Annotated in this window: 21 protein-coding genes, 1 tRNA gene and 1 pseudogene; 7 read left to right on the top strand and 16 right to left on the bottom strand. The window is 49.5% G+C overall.

Features of this window, described 5'->3' with window-relative positions; genetic code table 11:
- Nucleotides 1-272: 272 nt before the first annotated feature.
- Nucleotides 273-1,922: a methionine--tRNA ligase gene (gene metG, locus MKZ07_RS03950; RefSeq protein ID WP_036695036.1), complete on the top strand. Its 1,650-nt coding sequence runs from the start codon at nt 273-275 to the stop codon at nt 1,920-1,922.
- 208 nt (nt 1,923-2,130) lie between these two features.
- Here metG and MKZ07_RS03945 read toward each other — a convergent pair whose 3' ends face one another.
- The 7 genes and pseudogenes from MKZ07_RS03945 to MKZ07_RS03915 form a co-directional block, all read right to left on the bottom strand.
- Nucleotides 2,131-3,084 (bottom strand): aldo/keto reductase, encoded by a 954-nt coding sequence (locus MKZ07_RS03945; protein WP_341024610.1) that lies wholly within the window; start codon nt 3,082-3,084, stop codon nt 2,131-2,133.
- A gap of 157 nt (nt 3,085-3,241) precedes the next feature.
- On the bottom strand, nt 3,242-4,051 hold the full coding sequence (locus tag MKZ07_RS03940; RefSeq protein WP_076154662.1) for a helix-turn-helix transcriptional regulator: 810 nt from the start codon (nt 4,049-4,051) through the stop codon (nt 3,242-3,244).
- Between the two features lie 62 nt (nt 4,052-4,113).
- Nucleotides 4,114-4,500, bottom strand: a complete 387-nt coding sequence (locus MKZ07_RS03935; protein WP_341024607.1) for an NUDIX hydrolase — start codon at nt 4,498-4,500, stop codon at nt 4,114-4,116.
- A gap of 192 nt (nt 4,501-4,692) precedes the next feature.
- The gene (locus tag MKZ07_RS03930) at nt 4,693-5,538 is read right to left on the bottom strand and encodes a lipase family protein (RefSeq protein ID WP_036695039.1); all 846 of its coding nucleotides are present in this window, start codon (nt 5,536-5,538) and stop codon (nt 4,693-4,695) included.
- 45 nt (nt 5,539-5,583) lie between these two features.
- Complete coding sequence (locus tag MKZ07_RS03925; protein WP_036695134.1) at nt 5,584-6,411, bottom strand: lipase family protein; 828 nt, start codon at nt 6,409-6,411, stop codon at nt 5,584-5,586.
- Nucleotides 6,412-6,670: 259 nt separating this feature from the next.
- Nucleotides 6,671-6,742: transfer RNA gene (locus MKZ07_RS03920), tRNA-Val, on the bottom strand.
- A gap of 117 nt (nt 6,743-6,859) precedes the next feature.
- Nucleotides 6,860-7,348, bottom strand: a pseudogene (locus MKZ07_RS03915) (Rpn family recombination-promoting nuclease/putative transposase); the annotation flags it as partial.
- 598 nt (nt 7,349-7,946) lie between these two features.
- Between MKZ07_RS03915 and MKZ07_RS03910 the strand changes: the two are divergent.
- Complete coding sequence (locus MKZ07_RS03910) at nt 7,947-8,477, top strand: GNAT family N-acetyltransferase (RefSeq protein ID WP_036695040.1); 531 nt, start codon at nt 7,947-7,949, stop codon at nt 8,475-8,477.
- A gap of 135 nt (nt 8,478-8,612) precedes the next feature.
- Here MKZ07_RS03910 and MKZ07_RS03905 read toward each other — a convergent pair whose 3' ends face one another.
- The 8 genes from MKZ07_RS03905 to MKZ07_RS03870 all read right to left on the bottom strand — a co-directional run bounded on the left by MKZ07_RS03905 (nt 8,613) and on the right by MKZ07_RS03870 (nt 12,719).
- Nucleotides 8,613-9,008 carry a LytTR family transcriptional regulator DNA-binding domain-containing protein gene (locus tag MKZ07_RS03905; RefSeq protein WP_036695041.1) on the bottom strand — a complete coding sequence of 132 codons (396 nt, stop codon included), beginning with the start codon at nt 9,006-9,008 and terminating at the stop codon, nt 8,613-8,615.
- A gap of 17 nt (nt 9,009-9,025) precedes the next feature.
- Nucleotides 9,026-9,163: a cyclic lactone autoinducer peptide gene (locus MKZ07_RS03900; RefSeq protein WP_083677765.1), complete on the bottom strand. Its 138-nt coding sequence runs from the start codon at nt 9,161-9,163 to the stop codon at nt 9,026-9,028.
- A complete protein-coding gene (locus tag MKZ07_RS03895) occupies nt 9,163-9,690 on the bottom strand; it encodes an accessory gene regulator ArgB-like protein (protein WP_036695042.1) in 528 nt (175 codons plus the stop codon). The genes MKZ07_RS03900 and MKZ07_RS03895 overlap by 1 nt, the downstream gene beginning before the upstream one ends.
- Nucleotides 9,683-10,306 carry a hypothetical protein gene (locus MKZ07_RS03890; RefSeq protein ID WP_051493476.1) on the bottom strand — a complete coding sequence of 208 codons (624 nt, stop codon included), beginning with the start codon at nt 10,304-10,306 and terminating at the stop codon, nt 9,683-9,685. Before MKZ07_RS03890 ends, MKZ07_RS03895 begins: the two co-directional genes overlap by 8 nt.
- 184 nt (nt 10,307-10,490) lie before the next feature.
- On the bottom strand, nt 10,491-11,057 hold the full coding sequence (locus tag MKZ07_RS03885; RefSeq protein WP_036695043.1) for a hypothetical protein: 567 nt from the start codon (nt 11,055-11,057) through the stop codon (nt 10,491-10,493).
- Between the two features lie 165 nt (nt 11,058-11,222).
- Nucleotides 11,223-11,894 carry a stalk domain-containing protein gene (locus MKZ07_RS03880; RefSeq protein WP_036695044.1) on the bottom strand — a complete coding sequence of 224 codons (672 nt, stop codon included), beginning with the start codon at nt 11,892-11,894 and terminating at the stop codon, nt 11,223-11,225.
- A gap of 83 nt (nt 11,895-11,977) precedes the next feature.
- The gene (locus MKZ07_RS03875; protein ID WP_200869206.1) at nt 11,978-12,187 is read right to left on the bottom strand and encodes a hypothetical protein; all 210 of its coding nucleotides are present in this window, start codon (nt 12,185-12,187) and stop codon (nt 11,978-11,980) included.
- Nucleotides 12,188-12,284: 97 nt separating this feature from the next.
- Nucleotides 12,285-12,719 carry a VOC family protein gene (locus tag MKZ07_RS03870; RefSeq protein WP_036695046.1) on the bottom strand — a complete coding sequence of 145 codons (435 nt, stop codon included), beginning with the start codon at nt 12,717-12,719 and terminating at the stop codon, nt 12,285-12,287.
- A gap of 201 nt (nt 12,720-12,920) precedes the next feature.
- Between MKZ07_RS03870 and MKZ07_RS03865 the strand changes: the two genes are divergently transcribed.
- Nucleotides 12,921-13,976: a LacI family DNA-binding transcriptional regulator gene (locus tag MKZ07_RS03865; RefSeq protein WP_341024596.1), complete on the top strand. Its 1,056-nt coding sequence runs from the start codon at nt 12,921-12,923 to the stop codon at nt 13,974-13,976.
- A 190-nt stretch (nt 13,977-14,166) separates the two neighbouring features.
- On the top strand, nt 14,167-16,602 hold the full coding sequence (locus tag MKZ07_RS03860; protein WP_341024594.1) for a GH36-type glycosyl hydrolase domain-containing protein: 2,436 nt from the start codon (nt 14,167-14,169) through the stop codon (nt 16,600-16,602).
- 69 nt (nt 16,603-16,671) lie between these two features.
- Here MKZ07_RS03860 and MKZ07_RS03855 read toward each other — a convergent pair whose 3' ends face one another.
- Nucleotides 16,672-16,893, bottom strand: coding sequence for a hypothetical protein (locus MKZ07_RS03855; RefSeq protein WP_036695049.1), 222 nt, complete (start codon nt 16,891-16,893; stop codon nt 16,672-16,674).
- 116 nt (nt 16,894-17,009) lie between these two features.
- Here MKZ07_RS03855 and MKZ07_RS03850 point away from each other — a divergent pair, with 116 nt between their 5' ends.
- The 3 genes from MKZ07_RS03850 (at nt 17,010) to MKZ07_RS03840 (ending at nt 18,974) form a co-directional block, all read left to right on the top strand.
- Nucleotides 17,010-17,591: a YitT family protein gene (locus MKZ07_RS03850; protein ID WP_036695050.1), complete on the top strand. Its 582-nt coding sequence runs from the start codon at nt 17,010-17,012 to the stop codon at nt 17,589-17,591.
- A 150-nt stretch (nt 17,592-17,741) separates the two neighbouring features.
- Nucleotides 17,742-18,509 carry a threonine/serine exporter family protein gene (locus MKZ07_RS03845; protein WP_036695051.1) on the top strand — a complete coding sequence of 256 codons (768 nt, stop codon included), beginning with the start codon at nt 17,742-17,744 and terminating at the stop codon, nt 18,507-18,509.
- Nucleotides 18,510-18,536: 27 nt separating this feature from the next.
- The gene (locus MKZ07_RS03840; protein ID WP_036695052.1) at nt 18,537-18,974 is read left to right on the top strand and encodes a threonine/serine exporter family protein; all 438 of its coding nucleotides are present in this window, start codon (nt 18,537-18,539) and stop codon (nt 18,972-18,974) included.
- The last annotated feature ends 174 nt before the right edge of the window (nt 18,975-19,148 follow it).

Below are 19,148 nucleotides of genomic sequence, written 5' to 3'. Positions count from 1 at the left end.
CTCCGGCCGGTGAAAAGGAGCAAAGAAGACCCTCGGGAATATGGTCTCAGAGCTGCGCACCGAACCCCGGCATGAACGGGTCGTAGGCTGCGCCGGAACCCGCATCCGTTACCATGCTAGGGTATACCCGCTTATTTTCTGCGGACGTACCTGAAGAGGTGAATGCTGCGAGGCATTGATGAATTTGGGTGGTAACACGTGAGCACAGGCTCTCGTCCCTTTAGGGGATGAGTGCCTTTTTTGCGTCCAATTAATTTGAGGAGGAGAGAAATATGACTAACATTTTTATCGGAGGGGCTTGGCCTTATGCCAACGGCTCCCTGCATCTGGGCAGACTCGCCAGCATTCTTCCGGGAGATATTCTGGCCCGCTACCACCGTGCCAAAGGTGACGCTGTACTCTATGTATCCGGCAGTGACTGCCATGGGACTCCTGTTGCTGTACAGGCGGCGCAGGAGGGGGTAACGCCGGGTGAATTCGCCAGCCGGTATCATGAGGAGTTCGCCGATTGCTTCCGCGCCTTAGGCTTCACTTATGACTTGTATACCCGGACCGATCAGACACATCACCACAGTACGGTGCAGGAGCTGTTCCTTAAGCTGCTGGATCACGGATATCTGTACCAGAAACCCGGTCTCCAGTGCTATTGTGGGCAAGATCAGCGCTTCTTGCCAGACCGTTATGTCCATGGCCTCTGTCCGGTCTGCGGACAGCAGGCCCGGGGGGACCAATGCGATTACTGTTCAACGATTCTCGATCCGGTGGATCTGCTGGAGCGCATATGTGCCCTCTGCGGCTCTAAGCCTGTGCTGCGCTCAACTCAGCATTACTACCTGTCGCTGTCCAGCTTTCAGCAAGCACTCACAGAATATGCTGATTCCGCACAAGGCTGGAGAGATAATGCCGTCCGGTTAACCCGCAGATATCTGCAGGAAGGCCTGCAGGACCGGGCAGCAACACGCGATCTGGACTGGGGCGTGGATGTCCCCATCGACGGCTTCTCAGACAAAAAAATCTATGTCTGGATCGAAGCCGTCAGCGGATATCTGTCCGCCAGCAAGCAATGGGCGGCGGAGACGGGCAACCGGTGGGAGGATTTCTGGTCTGTAGCGTCCGCACAAGATAACGATGGGCAGCCGCCTATAACTGCTTACTACGTGCACGGCAAGGACAATATTCCCTTTCACAGCCTGATCTGGCCGGCTCTCCTGCTCGGAGCTGAGGAACTGCATCTGCCGGACCGGATCTTCTCTTCTGAATACCTGACCCTGGAAGGGCAGAAATTCTCCACCAGCCGCAACTGGGCGGTCTGGGTGCCGGATATTCTCAGCCGGTATGACCCGGACTCGGTCCGTTATTTCCTGACTGCGAACGGTCCCGAGAAGCGGGATGCCGACTTCTCCTGGAGAGAGTTTATCTATAGCCATAACAGCGAGCTGCTGGGCGCGTTCGGCAATTTCGTCAACCGCAGCCTCGTATTCGTGAATAAGTTCTGGAACGGCAGAGTTCCAGATGGAGTCTTGGACGAAGCATGGGTTAGCAGTCTTAAGGATCTGTATAAGGAGGCAGGAAGTCTGATTGAAGCCGGACATTTCAAGGAAGCTCTGGAATTCATCTTCTCGCATATCCGCCTGGCTAACAAGTATTTCGATCAGCAGCAGCCGTGGCTCCAGATCAAGCATGATCCTGCGGCCGGGGGCAACACGCTGTACACTTGTGTTCAGATTATTGCCAACCTGGCTAACCTGCTGAACCCGTTCATTCCTTTCTCCTGCGAGAAGATTAGAGGCTTCCTGTCCATAGAACAGTCTGTATGGCATCCGGTATCCGTCCTTGCAAAGCAGCCTATACTGGAGCTTGAATTACTGTTTGAGCGGATAGAGGTGCAACGGATAGAAGAGGAGTTGGAGCGGATGGGTTAAGTGGAAACGGTATTTCCGTCCTTTTAGAGGACGGTACCGTTTCAGCGAGAAAGATATGGATACTTATAGCGCGAAGCATATACATTCTTATCTTTAAAAAAAGCGTTCTTCCCCGCATACCGCTCACCAAAGCAAGCGGTGCAGAGAAGAACGCTCCGGGAATTTAATCTGGATGAATACACAACGGCTGTCCGCTCTGTATGATAACTTAGTTCTGGCCGGGGTAACGCGCTCCGGCTGCAACCCCTTGCGGGGATATCTGCTCAATCTGCGCGAGATCCTCCTCAGTTAATGTAACCTGAAGTGCTCCGAGGTTCTCTTCTAAGCGCTCCAGCCGCTTCGTGCCGGGAATCGGTACAATCCGATCTCCTTGTGCCAGAAGCCAGGCTAAGGCAAGCTGTGCCGGGGCGTAGCCTTTCTCAGCTGCCATCTGCCCGATCAGTGAGACGACCTCCAGGTTCCGGGTGAAGTTCTCTCCTTGGAACCGCGGGTAATGCCGGCGGTAATCATCCTCCGGCAGATCATCGAAGCGCTTGATCTGTCCAGTCAGAAAACCACGGCCAAGCGGGCTATAAGGAACGAAGCCGATGCCCAGCTCCTTGACCAGCGGAAGAATCTCATCCTCCACCTCCCGGCTCCAGAGCGAATACTCTGTCTGCAGCGCGGTCAACGGATGCACCGCATGTGCCCGGCGGATCAGTTCAGGCGAAGCCTCAGATAAGCCGATATAGCGGATCTTCCCTTCCTTGACGAGATCAGCCAGTGTACCGGCGGTTTCTTCAATAGGAGTGTTCGGATCAGGACGGTGCTGATAGTACAGATCGATATAATCTGTGCCGAGATGATAGAGGCTGGCATCTACGGATTTTTTGATATAGGCCGGGTCTCCCTTGGGTCCCTGAGTATGCGTAATGCCGAATTTGGTCGCAATCACAGCCTGATCTCTCCGGCCCTTAAGCGCCCGCCCGAGAAGCCGTTCATTGCCGCCGAAGCGCTGCTGCTCGAAGGCTCCATAGATATCCGCTGTGTCCAGCAGAGTTACGCCCAGATCAAGCGCGCCATGAATGGTTCGTACAGACTCTTCATTATCCGGCATCATCATCGTTCCGAGTCCCAGAGCCGATACGCTCAGCCCTTCGTTCCCGAGTGTTCTTGTATGCATATGGTTGCCTCCCTCTTGTACCTGTAATAGATCTTACGAACATGTCCTTATTCTAACTGTCCTGCCGTGGAGCAGCCACAGTACGTTTATGCTAGTAAGATCATTACCAGGGAGCAGCAACAGACCAGTAAGACATGTGCCTTCAGATGATCCTCTGCTAGGTTATGACAGGGGTATAGATACAAATATGCAGGCCCGGGTGATCCGCCAGATTGGCCATCGAATTAATGTCATAGACTACAGGCTCACCTGTAACCAGGCTCTCTATAACTACACGGTTGACCCTTTTCCCCTGAATATTGTGCTGCTTCCACATCTCGGCGAAATCTGCACTGTCCTCCAAAAGCTGATCGACCATCTCCTTGTGCCAAGGATCATGCAGGTTCAAGTCATAATAGGTTCTGTACACACCTACTGAATGTAGGGCGAACTCCTCCCAGTTCAGCATCCGGCAGCGCAGCTCCAGATCCAGGAACAGAAGACGCATCATAATGCGCTCAGAAGCAGACAGACCTCCGAAATCACTAAGCACTTCACTTGCTTTATCATTCCAGGCCAGTACCTCAGACCGCTCATTCGTAATAAAAGACGGATAAGTCAATTGCCGGATAATATCCCGCCACTGCGGGTTCAACTCCGGACTGACCGTATCTATAGAAGCAAGTGTATCCGACAAGCCAGGATTCCAGAGCTCGAATAGGTGTTTACGCTCATCTGCCGACAACCGCAGCGCCTGACTGAGACTCTCCATGACCTCTCTGGAGGCTGTAACCTCCCTGCCTTGCTCCAGCCATGTATAATACGTACTGCTGAGACCGGCCAGAACCGCAACCTCTTCCCGCCGCAGCCCCGGTGTTCTGCGCTGACTGTTCGTTTCCTTAATCCCTACAGCTTCGGGCTGCAGACGGTCCCGGCGTGATCTCAGGTATTCGCCAAGACGCTTAAACCTCGTAATCTCATAACTCATGCGCTGGGCCTCCTTTCAGCCAATCGTGTGTCTATTCTACTAGAAATGCGATTAAGGTTGATTCACAGATGCTTAACATATTCACACACTCTCGCATATAGCGTGGGGTAGATCCCCGGGTAGGTCACCGCCTGCGGCAGCTCGCTGAAGCTTCGAAGCTCCGCCATTTCGTACGGGGGCAAAGTTCCGAACCTTTTGACATCTGCATAATACAACATCCCGTAGCTCTCTGCCAGCTCATCACTGCTGACCGAATAGATGCATAGCGGATGTAGCTCATATTCTTCAGCACCTGTCTCTTCGTAGAGCTCTCTTACCGCAGCTTCTCCGGGACTCTCACCTGCCTCAATATGCCCGCCCGCAAACCCCCACGTGGACCGCTCACGGTGCCGCACCAGCACCCAATCCTCCCCTTGCTTCATAAAAATCACTACATATGTAAGACTCACCTCAGGGCACTCCGCTTCATACAACGTTACGATTATGACTTTACTCCACCTTTTTTGTTGGTTAGAATCTTCCATACAGCTGCAATTATTGTAGTATTATATGGATGGGGTGTCGTGGGTTTTTGTCACTTTTTTCATTGCCCGCAGAGTAACCCGCACGATCAACGCTAGGATCATCCATCTGAGGACAGCCTATTCTTCGTCTTCTTCCTCCGCACTGCATATTCCTATAAACGGAACACATAATCCCGTATCTGGACAAAACCCCGGGTTATCGGCACATAATAATTTGGTGAAATCAGGACTTCGTTGGCTTAGGAATTTGAAATAGCAGACAATCTCATGATTGCGGACAGGCAAACTGTTCAATTGGAAAGAGATCGGAACCTTCGTGTTTACATGCCTATAAAACAAACCGTTCTTGGTAAATGGAGGCGGATACGCAATAGCCGGTAAAGTCGGAATAATGTCATGGATGTTGATAATACGAAAACTATTTTTTACCGTTCGGTTGAATGGGGAAGTGAAGTCCGGGTCTCCGACCCGTGGACTGCCGTACGTATATGCGGCAATATTCTGAAATCGTGTGTTTGCCGAAATATCGAAGGCAGCTAACACGGCTAATGCTCCACCCAAACTGTGGCCTGCAACCCACAGCATTTTGGCTGCGGAAAGCTTGTTCAATGCTCCTATCAGCTCATTTCTTGCCGATTGATAGATGCGAGTGAATCCGCGATGGGTGTTACCGGCATTTCTGACGAAGGGGTAGGGTACTTGATATAAATCCTGATCCGACTCATTGTCCTTGAATGTTCGGGTTCCTCTAAAAACTATCACGATATTATCCTTCGACTCCGCGATATAACCGAATACTTCCTCCTCCGGCTCCTCGACACCGGCAAGAGCGCGAATGGTGAAGCGAAGCAAATAGCCTTTAGGCAATACCAGCTTATCGTGCTCAAATTGCTGATAAGACTGCGCGATCATGGCCGCAAGCAAGATTGCCTGTTCATTGTTGAACATACCTGAACGCTTCATATAGGTAACTCCTTCCTTGCATTCAATTCTCAGGCGGACAGACTTTCAACAACCTTCAAACGGAAAACACATGCTGGTATCAGGACAAAATCCCGGATTATCTTCGCATAATGATTTGGCAAAAAGAGGGTTTTTGCGGCTCAGGTTTTTAAAATAGCAGGCAATTGAGTCATTGCGCGGCACATCGTTCCATTGAAAAGTGATCGGGATCTTCGTTTTTACATGCCGATAGATTAAACCTTTCTTTGTAAATGGAGGCAGATACCTTCGGGCGGGGAAAGTGGGGAATGAATCATGAACGTTGACGATTCGCGCACTGTGTGTGACCGTCCTGTTAAAGCGGGAAACGAAGTCAGGGTCTCCGATGCGCGGACTACCGTATGTATAGACGAATGGATGCTTGAATCGGGTGTTTACCGCAATATCCAAAGCGGCCAGCGTGGCCAAAGCTCCGCCGTAGTTGTGACCGGTAACATACAACTTTTTTGTTGTGGCAAGCTTATTTAATTCCCGGATGATTTGGTTTCGGGTTGATCGATACAGGCAGGTAAAGCCGCGCGACGTTCTCCCACCGTTTCGGACGAATGGATACGGGATCAAAAAGATATCATAGGAGGCAAGAAGATCTGCCGGATACGAAGCGTATCCTCTGAACGCAACAACGATTTGATCCGGCGACTCAGCAATAAATCCGAATACAAGCTCTGTAGGATTCTCAACGTCGGCAAAAGCGCGGATCGTAAAACGAAGTTTGAAGCCTTTGGGCAAAACCAGCTTTCCCTCGAAAAAGAACGGGTACGTCTGATAGCTAATCGCTGAGAGAAATATGGCTGTTTTGCTGTCAAAAACAGGCGGCTTGTATCCGAAACCCATCTTATCATTTCCTTTCCGCTTTTTGGGCTTATTCATCTTCGTTTTTCTCTCATATTCATCTCCTATTACTGTTCCTGGCCCTCGATTATTAATATGTAACTCATCCCTAAATGATGACGTCGCCAGCTGGCAAGGTAGTTGAGAAAGCTTTTATAAGAATGGAATTTACGGTACCAAATAGGCGCCAATTTCAAATTAGGCACGTTTTAAAAGTTCCATAAAAAGCAAAAAAGCCTTGAATCTCAAGGCTTTCTGCGTATAGGACGGATGGGGTTCGAACCCATGACCCCTACCCTGTCAAGATAGTGCTCTCCCGCTGAGCTACCGTCCTGCAACGAGATTTATAATAACACAGGACGTGAGGAAATGGCAAGATATTTTTATGATATGAAAGAAAGTGCTTTGCCCTTGTTAAATTTTCACTGCAACGGTGTTAATTTCGCAATATTTCCGCCAGGAACTCCAGCGTATCCATTGCTTTTTTCAACATCGGTTCATTCATGGTCAGCACCTCCCAGTTTGGTTGTTCAACACCCTTCAGGAATAATAACCAGTTAATCAGTCCGCCAGTTAATGGAACGGCCTGCTCCTCGAGCTTTGTTAATTCCATCACATGAATTTCCAGATCGTTATTCAACTGAATCCCGGTGTGATCTTCACGAAGGTGAAACACATTATGATGACGGTCATTAGGGAGACAGGAGTAGTTCAGTATATTGATCGTCACACACTTCTTCAATTGACTGTAGTCGTCGCCTTTTTGAATTTGGTGGTAATACATCTCGCTCCAGTAGAAAAGTGTCCGCTTCTCCATATTGTATGGATTGAACAGCTGCATTTCGATGTTGATCCGTTTGCCCTCAGCCGTCTTGGCCTTGATGTCCAGAATTGACTGTTTCTCCGCTGGAGCATCCTTATCTGTGTACGGATTCATTAGGGCGTGTCTTAAAACTAGATATTGCTTGCAACACATAACCGTAGCATAATTTTACAAGGACGCAATGACGAGGAGCTTGTAAAAGATGCGAAGACGCCACGAAATCAAAGACCAGATTTTTAAGCTTTGCCTTTCTCGCTTCCGCGATGATTCTGTTGAAGTAGCTTCATTCCCGAGGGGGACGCAATACCAAATAGCGGGGTTCGCCGGCCTCCATAAAGGTACTGTTGAGGAAAGCCAGCCTTTTGTGCCCCATATATTTCTATTTTGTCCCCAAAGCTCAAAGAAAAATACAAGCACATCCTTTATCTTCAGCCCTCTCCATTGCGCAATATATTTGAGAGGAACGAATCATCTAAGTTACTTAGCTCTCACAATAAATAGGACATGTTGATATGTTGATAGATTCGAGGTTGCCACCAAGCAGAGTCCCCCTCTTTGTGAAGACTTGTTGAAGCAGTCCTGAATTGATGTTAACTTCCTCCCCTGTATTCTATATAATAGAGGCAGCTTACACACGGAAAGGACTGAACTATGCGCAGATATCAATAGTTGTACCTCACCAAGACCATATATATTTAATGGAGGTAACTTATTGATGATTACAGAATTACAAACCGAGAGATTAGTATTAAGACAAATGCGCACCGCCGATTCAACCAGTCTCTTCTCGATCTGGTCCGATCCTGAAGTCACCCGGTTTATGAATATCAGCAGCTTCACGGATGAGTGTCAGGCCGTAGAGATGATTGAGCTGCTTGATAATCTAGCCACCGAGAATCAGGCGATCCGCTATTCCATCATGGAAGCAGAATCCGGCCGGATTATCGGCTCCTGTGGTTTCAATACACTGGACTATGACAATGCCAAGGCAGAGATCGGTTATGACCTTAGCCGCGAGTGCTGGGGAAAAGGATATGTGCCTGAAGCCCTTCGCGCGCTAATAGATTATGCGTTTGATACACTGGGCTTCAATAGAATAGAAGCAAAGGCCCAGCCTGCTAATATCAATTCTATTAAAGTACTGCAGAAATTAAACTTCTCGCTGGAAGGAACACTGAGACAGTGCGAGCAGTCCAAAGGAGCCTTCATTGATCTGTGTATGTATTCCAAGTTAGCTACTGATTAGGATAATCTGAATAAAGGCTGGCCCTAGGCGCTTCAGAATGAACAGCGCAGGTCAGCCTTATTTGATGTACCGTTAAAGAATCTACTCCTCGCTTCTCAGCCTGGAAAAGACCGCAAACCCCCATAAAAAATAAAGCTACCACTGGGGCAGCTCCACTAATATAATATCCGATTCGAATGTCTTTACGTATTTGAGAATTTCTTTATAGCCCTTCTCTGACAGAAAACACTTTTGTTCGACTCCTCTGTGGTCTTCCCCAAAATAAGCAATATGAAACGTCTTATCCAACTGGATAATGTTAGAAACCTGAATTAACGTGTTTCTATCTGCTAGAACGAAATTATATCCTGAACTGGCCAGGGTATTAAGCCAATATTTCAGCGTACCTACTGTATAAAAGGTCTGATCGTACGTATGGACAATGATCCGATAGATAGTCCGTTCAAATTCCATAAAAGTTATTTTTTCAATATCTAGCGAGAATACACCAGTGTTTCCCTCTGTGTCTCTAGTAACAGATATAGTGCTCAAAGGGATCAACTCCAATGTTATTTAAGTAGCTCTTCAGGAACCTCTGGTTGGTTAATGTACAGGACACTGGCTGTAACCAACACAAGAATTGCCGCCATAGCAGATAAACCAGAAGCAAGTTTGTACACTGCTTTACGTTGCAAGGATTTCATCATTAAGTATTCACCTCCCTTCTAGCGATAATCAGACTGAGGGATTGTGCCAAAAAGCTGGCCGCGATAACAGATGATCCTGCAACGATATTGGCAGCGACAAGCAGTAACGCCACAATTCTCAGCTTAGGCCAATGCCGCCTGGGAATCCGGGTTTGTCGTTCAATCCCAATGGGCGCCAGCCATAGAACCACTAACAGACTAGCTGCATTCATTAGCATAACGTAAAAGGAGCTAACCTCCACAAAGGACAGGACTGTGAACAAGCTTACCGTAAACAAGACACAGGCTATACCGGATCTGAGATGGGCCCCGCCGGACACTTGACGCAATAAGGCAAAGGAGATCAAAATCTGCAAAGCTTCACTTGTCCTCCCCGTCCAAATAGATACTAACAGTGTCAACGCAATTATAAACACCACATTAAGCACCACACTGATAGCAAACTTCAGGACAGCATAGGATGCCGGGTGCTCTGGAACGATATTTTTAATCGTAAGTGCCAGCTTGGCGGACATGGATTCAAGCATCTTCCCGCTCCTTCCGGGTAGAGTAGTAAAGAAGGAATGCAGACATCACTAGAAAAATCAAAACATTTAGCAGAATGTCATTATAGTAGAGCAGGACGGAAACACCTATCACGAAACCGAAAATCAGCACTGACAGCAGAATATCTTCTAATTTAAACCGAAGCTTATCGAGATCGAACGTGAAGCCCTTGCCTTTACGGTAAATATAGCTAAAAGCCGCGAACACCACTACCGCTGTCATCAGCTGAAGGAAATATCCTTCCGCCACACCGGTAATATTTGAAATGGAGCCAAAGACAAGAAGTACAATAATCGTCTGGATTACGGCAAACATAGCATAACCTGATATCGTTGCGATGATTGACAGGACGAGGGGCATCCTGACTACAGCTGTGAAAAACATGATAAAAATCAAGATTAAAACAAGTGGTGCCACATTCGACATTCCCAGCTCATTTCGCAATAGATAGCTCTGAAGGTTGTTCAGCAAGATGACGAATAGGACCTGCCATATGTACCATCTCCATTTGAATCTATAGAGAGACATAATCAAATAATAGAGCGCAAGCGTCTCTATGGTTGAAAAAAACATAAAACCTACAGGTTCCCATGACAAACCATTTACACCGCCTTACTAATTTCGTTCACAAGATTAATTATATAACTCCACCGTGCTTGACGTATACTACTTAATTACAAAATTCGACACTTTTTGCTCAATGACAAAAAAACATCCGTTGGCCGCTCTGAATCGAGCCTCAACGAATGTTCCTCTGTTTACAACAGCTTGGCTGTCTGTATTATAATTCAGACCAAATCACGTTAACCTCAACGGTTCCCTCCTGAGATGCAAGCGGACCGCCAATGATTGACCAGCTCTGCTTATCGTCCTTCGTCGTGCCTTGAATGATCAGATTCTTGGGATCAATAGTCTTCACAGACTGATCGCCCAGCTTAGAGACCAGATAATCATCATAGAGCTTCGTTACCGATTCCATACTATCCGTTGTTCTAAAAATCAGCAATGCTGTCTTCTTGCCCTCATTCTCCTCCGCATTCGAAAGAATGGTCTCCGTTACATTCTCCGGCATCGGGAAATCCTCCGGCAGGTATTTCGGCAGGTCCGCAGATCCGGCAGCCGTCTCGTTGCTTCCAGCTGTCGCCTCAGGAGTCTGCTCCGGCTCTGCCGTTGGTGCTGGGGTCTGCTCAGCCTCTGTTGTCGGCGCAGGAGTCTGGACACTCTCTGTTGCCGGTGCAGTGGTCTGCATCGATTCGGTTGACGGCTTATCCTCGGCATTACCGCAGGCACTGAGGGCCAATAGAGACAACGTCAAGGATAAGGACATTATTAGTTTTTTGGTATACATCTTCTCACTCCTCATCAATTCTTGAACAGTTACATGGCCAGTTAGATTCACCGGCTTACCGGATAATACCCATTTTCTTCTTCTCCCAAACAACGAATGTAGACAAAAAGATGCCCGGAAACCAAGGCTCCCGGGTCATTCTTGAATGATTTATAAGTTCAGAAATTATTTATAATACGATGTCGTAAGCGGAACGAAGACCGTTGTTCCGTCCTTCACATCCCCGTTGATATACAGGCTGCGGACTCCGGCAATATCCACTTCTATGGTAGTCAGCCCGTTAGCCGGGTCAATGGTCTGCGTCTTCAGTACAGTGTTGGTGTCGCTGTCTTGTACCTCGAAGTCTTTGATCTCTCCGCCGATCGCGGCTACCTGGAGATAAAGCTTCTGATATTTTTTGTTCGGCTCCAGCATGAAGGAACTGCCGCGGTCGCCGCTGCCGTTATCGAAGAAGACGTCCTTGTAGTCCTTGTCTTTATAGACGGTCTTGCCCGGGTCTTTGGTATGATACATATTGTCAAAGCCTGTAGCGATCGGCACACCGGCAGTCTGCTCTCCCAGGGAAATGGTGTTAGTTGCAGCATCAAACTTAACAGTAACTCCCAACAAATCGGATACGGAACGGACTGGCAGATATGTTGTATCTTTATAGGAAATTGGGGCAATCACTGCACCGCTGCCATTCTTAAGCTGCACCGGCTGGCCGTTCATCTTGAATTTGATGCTTGGATTCAGAAAAGCCTTGATCTCCTGCAGGTTGGCTCCGGCATACACGCCCGTGCCCATTCCCCCAAGTACGGCAAATGCCGTCAGTGCAGCAGTCATCTTCTTCTTCATTCGCTCAAACTCCTCTCCAGATATGACAAATTTGAATATTCCATATTCGGAGTATAATAAATCCTGCCAGCAGATGCAATCATTCAGAAATCATCTCTCCGGTGAGCCGATTCATAACGTTCGCGGATCTCCATATTTTTAGAGTGGTTGTACAAGTCCAGTGCAATAATCCCCCTGCGTGCAAGCTTCACCACCAGAACAAATAAATAAATCCCCATCCCCAGACAAAAGAACCAGAGCAAAAGTGCAAAAATACTGAATCCTCCAGCGAGCAAGGACCCAAAACCTGTCATATACACAGCGTACATCCCCCATTCGAAATGATATAAGATCTCTATCCTGATCATAACAAGTTTGGCACATTTATGTAAGCAATGCAAAGTAAAGAGCCTATTCCGGCTTATAATCACCCGTGATTTCAATCAAGTTACCGTCCGGATCTTCCAGCATGAAGCAGTAATACGGACGCACAACATTAATATAGAAAATCTCTGAGACTGCACCGATATTCAGTGATTTTATTCTCTGGTACTCTGCATTCAAATCGGTAACGTTGAAGTTAAGGATTGCATTATTTCCATACCGCAGCCCGCTTTCCTCCTTGTAATTCAAATAGGCTTCATTGAAATGATCCGACACATCGCTGCTGTTCCTTATCAGTTCCTTATCAAATTCGGGATTCCACAAGGCTAGGGTATTCCCGCAGTGGAATTCTACCCAGCGCTCCGGCTTTCTGGATTCCGCTCTCCTATCTAATAATGCTTCGTAAAAGGCAATCGAACCTTTCATATCCCGAACGACTAGATAGGTACAACCCAGTTGCATAGGAATGCATCTCCTCATCTTTAGTAGACTTATTCTTCATAAAAAGACTATAACAAACACATGTTCCCATTAATGTGAGAATTCGTACATCTCGCGGGCAAAAATTATCAAATTAAAATCTTCCGGCAAATGATTGACCTCCAGGCCGGATTATTTTACAATAAGTTCATAAACGCGCGTTTACATTAGAGGGGGTACATTATGCGAAGCGAAGATATTGCCAAGCTAGCCGGGGTTTCGCGAAGCACCGTATCCCGTGTGATCAACAATTATTCCAATGTCCCTGAAGAGACCCGGGCTAAGGTGCTGAAGGTAATTGAACAGCATCAGTACGAGCCGAACAGCTTTGCCCGGGCTCTGGCCGGCAAGAAGACCGACACGATCGGGCTGTTTGCCATCAGTATGAACGAGAAGGAGAATGCGACGCGAATTTATCAGAATAATTACTTCGCCCCGTTCGTCGATGCTGTGGTAGATACGTCGAATGCCCGCGGCTGTTATGTTCTGATTCACACCGTCTATTCTCCCGACGACTTCCTGAAGGTCAAGCAGGCCTTCCTCCAGAAACGGATTGACGGAGGCATCATTGTCGGCACCCAGAAGGATATCGAGATTGTACGGGAGATGGTAGGTCTCGGCTCCCCGCTTGTGCTGATCGATTATGACATTTCGGAGATTATGTCAGAGCATCTGGACCGCAATCATCTCGCCATTGTGAATTCCAAGGATTATGAAGGTACGGCAGAAGCCATTGAGTACTTAATCGGTCTCGGCCATACGGAGATCGGCATGATCTGCGGACGGATGAATACTTATTCCGGGCGGGAGCGCTACATGGCTTACGAGAATACGCTGAAGCGCCATGGACTTGGCCTGCAGAAGGACTTCGTCCTTCAGGGTGATTTTCTCAAGGAGACCGCCTATCAGGAAGTGAAGAAGCTGCTGGATTCCGGCGGCCCGCTGCCGACCGCCTTCTTCTCCTCCAACGATGATATGGCTATCTCGGCGATGGAAGCGTTCTCGGAGCATGGCATTTCCGTGCCGGAGGATATCTCCATTGCGGGGTTCGACGATGTGCAGCTTGCTGCGCGGATTCATCCCAAGCTGACCTCCGTCCGTCTGCCGATTTATGAAATGTCCAAAGCCGCTGTCGAGAAGGTCATTGAGCTATGTGATTCACAGCAGCCCACCTTCAGCACCATCAGTTTCCCGGCGCGTCTGATCACCCGCGATTCCTGTCAGCCGCCGAAGAAGTAGAATCTAGCTTGCCAAGCGGAAACGGCTATGCCGTCCTTTTAAAGGACGGTACCGTTTCAGCGGGAAATAGAAGGATAAGTTATCATGTGCAACATATAATTTCTTATATTTTGAAAAATCCCTTGCCCCGAGGGAATTTTTTCTCCGCTCTGTAAACGCGCGTTCACAATCGAAAGGAGACTTGTCTCTCATGAAATTCGGAACTTTTGACGACACCCGTAAAGAGTATGTAATCAACACCCCCAAAACACCTTATCCTTGGATTAACTACCTCGGCAACGAGCAGTTTTTCGGCCTAATCTCTAATACTGCCGGGGGTTACACCTTCTACCGCGATGCGCGGATGAGAAGACTTACCCGTTACCGGTATAACAATATTCCGCTGGATACCGGCGGCCGCTATTACTACCTGCACGATGGCGGGGACTTCTGGACTCCGGGCTGGATGCCGGTGAAGCGGGATCTCGACTTCTACGAATGCCGCCATGGTCTGGGCTACACTTCAATTACAGGCGAGCGTAACGGCATTTCCGTGAATCAGCTTGCTTTTGTACCGATGGGCCACAATGCGGAAGTCCACCGTCTGATTGTTAAGAACACAGGTGATGTGAAGAAGACTGTGAAGCTCTTCTCTTTTGCCGAGTTCTGTCTGTGGAATGCCAACGATGATATGACCAACTTCCAGCGTAACCTCAGCACCGGCGAAGTCGAAGTGAAGGATTCTGTCATTTATCACAAAACAGAATACCGTGAGCGCAGAAACCACTACGCCTTCTATTCTGTAAATAAGGAAATTGCCGGCTTCGATACGGACCGCGAATCCTTCGTGGGCATGTATAATGGTCTGGATGCTCCTCAGGCAGTTGCTGCCGGTGAGGCTACTAACTCTGTCGCCAGCGGCTGGTCGCCAATCGGCTCCCACGCACTTGACATCACGCTGGAGCCAGGCGAAGCCCAGAGCTTCATCTTCGTGCTCGGCTACATTGAGAACCCTGAGGATGAGAAATGGGAAGCCCTGAACGTTATCAACAAAAAGCCGGCTCAGGCTGTCATTGATCAGTTCGCTACAGACGCCCAGGTGGATGCCGCCCTCGCGGTTCTGGCTGCGCACTGGGATAACCTGCTGTCGAAATACCAGATTAAGAGCGGTGACGACAAGCTGAACCGGATGGTGAACATCTGGAATCCGTACCAGTGTATGGTGACCTTCAACATGTCCCGTTCCGCTTCGTACTTCGAATCCGGAATTGGCCGCGGTATGGGCTTCCGCGACTCCAATCAGGACTTGCTTGGCTTCGTTCACCAGATTCCTGAGCGTGCCAGAGAACGGATTCTCGATATCGCCGCTACCCAGTTCCCTGACGGCAGCGCGTATCACCAGTACCAGCCGCTTACCAAGAAGGGCAACAACGAAGTCGGCTCCGGCTTCAACGATGATCCGCTCTGGCTAATCTCCGGTACAGCAGCTTATATTAAGGAGACCGGCGACTATTCGATTCTCGATGAGCAGGTTCCTTTTGACAGCAATCCGGATCACACTGCAACCTTGTTCGAGCATCTGAAGCTGAGCTTCGAGCATGTGACGAACAACCTCGGTCCTCACGGCCTGCCGCTGATCGGACGCGCGGACTGGAATGACTGTCTGAACCTGAACTGCTTCTCTACTGAACCGGGAGAATCGTTCCAGACCACGGAGAATATCGCAGGCGGCGTAGCGGAATCTGTGTTCATCGCAGGTCTGTTCGTCTTCGTTGGACCGGACTATGCCGAGATCTGCCGGATGCGCGGACTGGATGATGTAGCCGCTGACGCTGTGGCCAAGATTGAGAACATGAGTGCCATCACGTTGTCTCACGGCTTCGACGGCGACTGGTTCCTGCGCGCTTATGACCACTATGGTGACAAGATCGGCAGCAAGGAGAACGAAGAAGGCCAGATCTTTATCGAGCCGCAAGGCATGTGCGTTATGGCCGGAATCGGTGTAGAGAACGGTGAAGCGGCCCGCGCCCTGACTTCCGTGCAGGAACGTCTGGATACGGACTATGGTATCGTTTTGCAGCAGCCTCCGTATTCCAAATACTATGTGAACTTAGGTGAAATCTCCACGTACCCTCCGGGCTACAAAGAGAATGCCGGGATCTTCTGCCATAACAACCCGTGGATCATGATTGCAGAGACGGTCCTTGGACATGGCGACAGAGCTTTTGACATCTACCGCAAAATCGCTCCGGCCTACCTGGAGGACATCAGCGAAGTGCACCGTATGGAGCCTTACGTGTACTCCCAGATGATCGCCGGTAAAGATGCCGTACGTCACGGGGAAGCGAAAAACTCCTGGCTGACAGGTACAGCCGCATGGAACTATGTAGCAATTACACAGTCTATCCTGGGGATTCAGGCGGACTTCGCCGGGCTCAAGGTTGACCCTTGTATCCCTGCGGAGTGGGACGGCTTCGAGATTACCCGCGTCTTCCGCGGCGACACTTATGTGATCTCAATCCAGAATCCTAACCATGTCTCCAAAGGCGTAGCCAGCCTGACCCTCGACGGCGCTGCCGTGGAAGGCAATATTATCGCTCCTGCGGGCGACGGTGCAGTACACCAGGTTGTAGTCACTCTCGGTTAATTATCTATCACTCCTATAAAAGCATAACAACCCGGTTGTCCGCCAAGGCGGTACAGCCGGGTTGTTTGTTTATGGACAGGCGGAACCCGGGGCAAGGATGCGGAACTGATGCAGCTCCCGGCAGTAGGATAACCCGCGAATCCGCACAGATTGCGGCGTGTAGGCTCTGATCGGGCCCGTCTCCAGCTGCTCCTCCGTCCCGCTCTTCAGCAATACTGCCACCGGCACCTCCGATAGTGCAGCAGCCAGCAGCTCCATATCAGTCTCCAGTATTTTATAGAAATCACCCATTTCAGACTTCACCTGCTTTATTGTCAATTGATTCGGGCAGAGCAGAAATTTTAGCTATTTTTTTCCAGATAGGCGCATAAAGATTAAGACATGCCTTAATTCCGGAGATGTTGACTATGAGATCCTTCCCAAGCTATGTGATTATTCTGCTGGCCAGCCTGCTGATTGCAACAGGAACAAACTTCTTCCTGGTCCCCTATAAAATCCTCGATGGAGGAATTATCGGCATTGCCCTCATTATTAATTATATCTCCGGCGCCAAAATCGGACTGTGCATTATGCTATGCAGTCTGCCTATCTTCCTGCTGGCCTGGTTCCGGCAACGGGAAATCTTTTACAACAGTATTCTGGGTCTGCTGGCTTCCTCCCTGCTGATCGAGCTGCTCTACCCGCTCCAGTATTATTTCCTGTACTATATTGAGCTGGGCTCCATTTCAAGCGCCATTATCGGCGGCTTCCTGATGGGCAGCGGACTCGGGCTGATGCTGCGGTTCAAAGCCAGTACAGGCGGAACAGACCTGCTGGCCAGATTCATCCAACGCTATCTTCCGCTGAATGTCGGCCTGATCATCTTCCTGACGGACTTCCTGATCATTGGGGCTGGTGGTATTCTGATCTCCAAGGAGACCTTTTTCCATTCGATTCTGACGATTATTGCAGGAGGGGTGGCTACAGGATTATGCACACTGGAGGAATAGCCGGTAAACATAATGCGGCAAGGAGCATGATTTCTGTACTATTGCTGATAAAAACCCGGGATTTGCCGGAAGCTATGGAATAAAGGTTGAAATTTTCAGACTTTCAGGCGACAATCGAATAGATAACATTCCCGGGGAGGATCAACGAAGTTGGATAGTACAAGCACGAATAACAATACTTCCACACATGACATTATCGATCTGTGCCTGCTGGCAGGCAAGATTATGCTGCAGAGCGGTGCAGAGACCTACCGTGTGGAGGATACCATGAGCCGGATGGCGGCGGCACTCGGCTTCCCCGGTGCGCATAGCTACGTCACGCCGACAGTCATTATGTTCACCACCAGCCGGACAGAGCCGGTGAAGCTGTTCCGGATTGCCGAACGGACAACAGACCTGCAAAAAGTATCCGAGGTGAATGACATCTCCAGGCGGCTGACCGAACGTCAGCTGACAGCCGCTGAAGCGCGGGAGCGTCTGGGCGTGGTCGATGACGCCGCCCATGCTTACCCGGTATGGGTACAGATCGCAGCGGCAGCCTTGACCGGAGCTTGCTTCACGGTCATGTTCAAGGGCAGCCTGCAGGATGCTCTGCCGTCGCTGCTGATTTCCGGTGCAGGCTTCGCAGCGGCCACTTATCTTCACCGCTTGGTGCAGATCCGCTTCTTCGCGGAATTCATTGCTTCCTTCATTATCGGACTGCTGGCCTTCTTCTCCGTCAAGTTCGGCGTAGGACGGGAGATGGACAAGATTATCATCGGCTGTGTAATGCCGCTCGTACCGGGGCTGCTCATCACCAATGCGGTCCGTGACCTGATGGCCGGTCACCTGGTATCCGGCATCTCCAAAGGGGCCGACGCCTTTCTGACTGCGTTCGCCATCGGGACCGGCATTGGGCTGGTCCTGTCGATTTTTTAACACCCATTTGAAAGAGGTCGTCCTGCCATGATTTTGCAATTGATCACCAGTTTCATCGCTGCCTCAACCTTCTGCATTCTATTCAATGCACCGGTGCGCGCGCTGCTGCAATGCGGCTTCGCCGGAATGATCGGCTGGATGCTGTACCTGCTGCTGGATTACAGTTCCGATACTGTCGTCGCAACCTTCGGTGCTACCGTTGTGGTCGGATTGATCAGCCAGTTTTTTGCGCGTTCCTTCAAGATGCCGGTCATAATCTTCAGTGTCGGCGGCATCATCCCGCTTGTGCCGGGCGGTCTTGCGTACGATGCCATGCGCAAGTTCGTGGAGAATGATAATAACCTTGGCATCCAGTTTGGGGTTCAGGCGCTCCTGCTGTCCGGAGCCATTGCGGCCGGTCTGGTGCTTAGCGAGGTGCTCGGACAGATGTTTTTGCGTATCAAGAAATTGCCCAAACAACCGTAACGCTCCATTCCACAGATAACAGCCTGAGCCTTCAGGCAGCACAGACAAGCCCGCTTGCCGCAAGGACCCCGGGTCCCTGCGGCAAGCGGGCTTTATACAAATATAAGAATTTATATGTTGCACACGATACATTATCCTTATATTTCTCGCTGAAACGGTACCGTCCTTTTAAGG

It is taken from the genome of Paenibacillus sp. FSL P4-0338, assembly GCF_038002365.1.
Taxonomy (GTDB): Bacteria; Bacillota; Bacilli; order Paenibacillales; family Paenibacillaceae; genus Paenibacillus_AQ.
The sequence above is the reverse complement of the archived record's forward strand: the minus strand, read 5'-3'. Positions and strand labels throughout refer to the sequence as shown.

Bases quoted from the DNA above. Each gene is read 5' to 3' on its own strand.
- metG (WP_036695036.1), top strand. From the start codon at position 273: ATGACTAACATTTTTATCGGAGGGGCTTGGCCTTATGCCAACGGCTCC.
- MKZ07_RS03945 (WP_341024610.1), bottom strand. From the start codon at position 3,084: ATGCATACAAGAACACTCGGGAACGAAGGGCTGAGCGTATCGGCTCTG.
- MKZ07_RS03940 (WP_076154662.1), bottom strand. From the start codon at position 4,051: ATGAGTTATGAGATTACGAGGTTTAAGCGTCTTGGCGAATACCTGAGA.
- MKZ07_RS03930 (WP_036695039.1), bottom strand. From the start codon at position 5,538: ATGAAGCGTTCAGGTATGTTCAACAATGAACAGGCAATCTTGCTTGCG.
- MKZ07_RS03925 (WP_036695134.1), bottom strand. From the start codon at position 6,411: ATGGGTTTCGGATACAAGCCGCCTGTTTTTGACAGCAAAACAGCCATA.
- MKZ07_RS03910 (WP_036695040.1), top strand. From the start codon at position 7,947: ATGATTACAGAATTACAAACCGAGAGATTAGTATTAAGACAAATGCGC.
- MKZ07_RS03900 (WP_083677765.1), bottom strand. From the start codon at position 9,163: ATGATGAAATCCTTGCAACGTAAAGCAGTGTACAAACTTGCTTCTGGT.
- MKZ07_RS03895 (WP_036695042.1), bottom strand. From the start codon at position 9,690: ATGCTTGAATCCATGTCCGCCAAGCTGGCACTTACGATTAAAAATATC.
- MKZ07_RS03885 (WP_036695043.1), bottom strand. From the start codon at position 11,057: ATGTATACCAAAAAACTAATAATGTCCTTATCCTTGACGTTGTCTCTA.
- MKZ07_RS03880 (WP_036695044.1), bottom strand. From the start codon at position 11,894: ATGAAGAAGAAGATGACTGCTGCACTGACGGCATTTGCCGTACTTGGG.
- MKZ07_RS03875 (WP_200869206.1), bottom strand. From the start codon at position 12,187: ATGACAGGTTTTGGGTCCTTGCTCGCTGGAGGATTCAGTATTTTTGCA.
- MKZ07_RS03870 (WP_036695046.1), bottom strand. From the start codon at position 12,719: ATGCAACTGGGTTGTACCTATCTAGTCGTTCGGGATATGAAAGGTTCG.
- MKZ07_RS03865 (WP_341024596.1), top strand. From the start codon at position 12,921: ATGCGAAGCGAAGATATTGCCAAGCTAGCCGGGGTTTCGCGAAGCACC.
- MKZ07_RS03860 (WP_341024594.1), top strand. From the start codon at position 14,167: ATGAAATTCGGAACTTTTGACGACACCCGTAAAGAGTATGTAATCAAC.
- MKZ07_RS03855 (WP_036695049.1), bottom strand. From the start codon at position 16,893: ATGGGTGATTTCTATAAAATACTGGAGACTGATATGGAGCTGCTGGCT.
- MKZ07_RS03850 (WP_036695050.1), top strand. From the start codon at position 17,010: ATGAGATCCTTCCCAAGCTATGTGATTATTCTGCTGGCCAGCCTGCTG.
- MKZ07_RS03840 (WP_036695052.1), top strand. From the start codon at position 18,537: ATGATTTTGCAATTGATCACCAGTTTCATCGCTGCCTCAACCTTCTGC.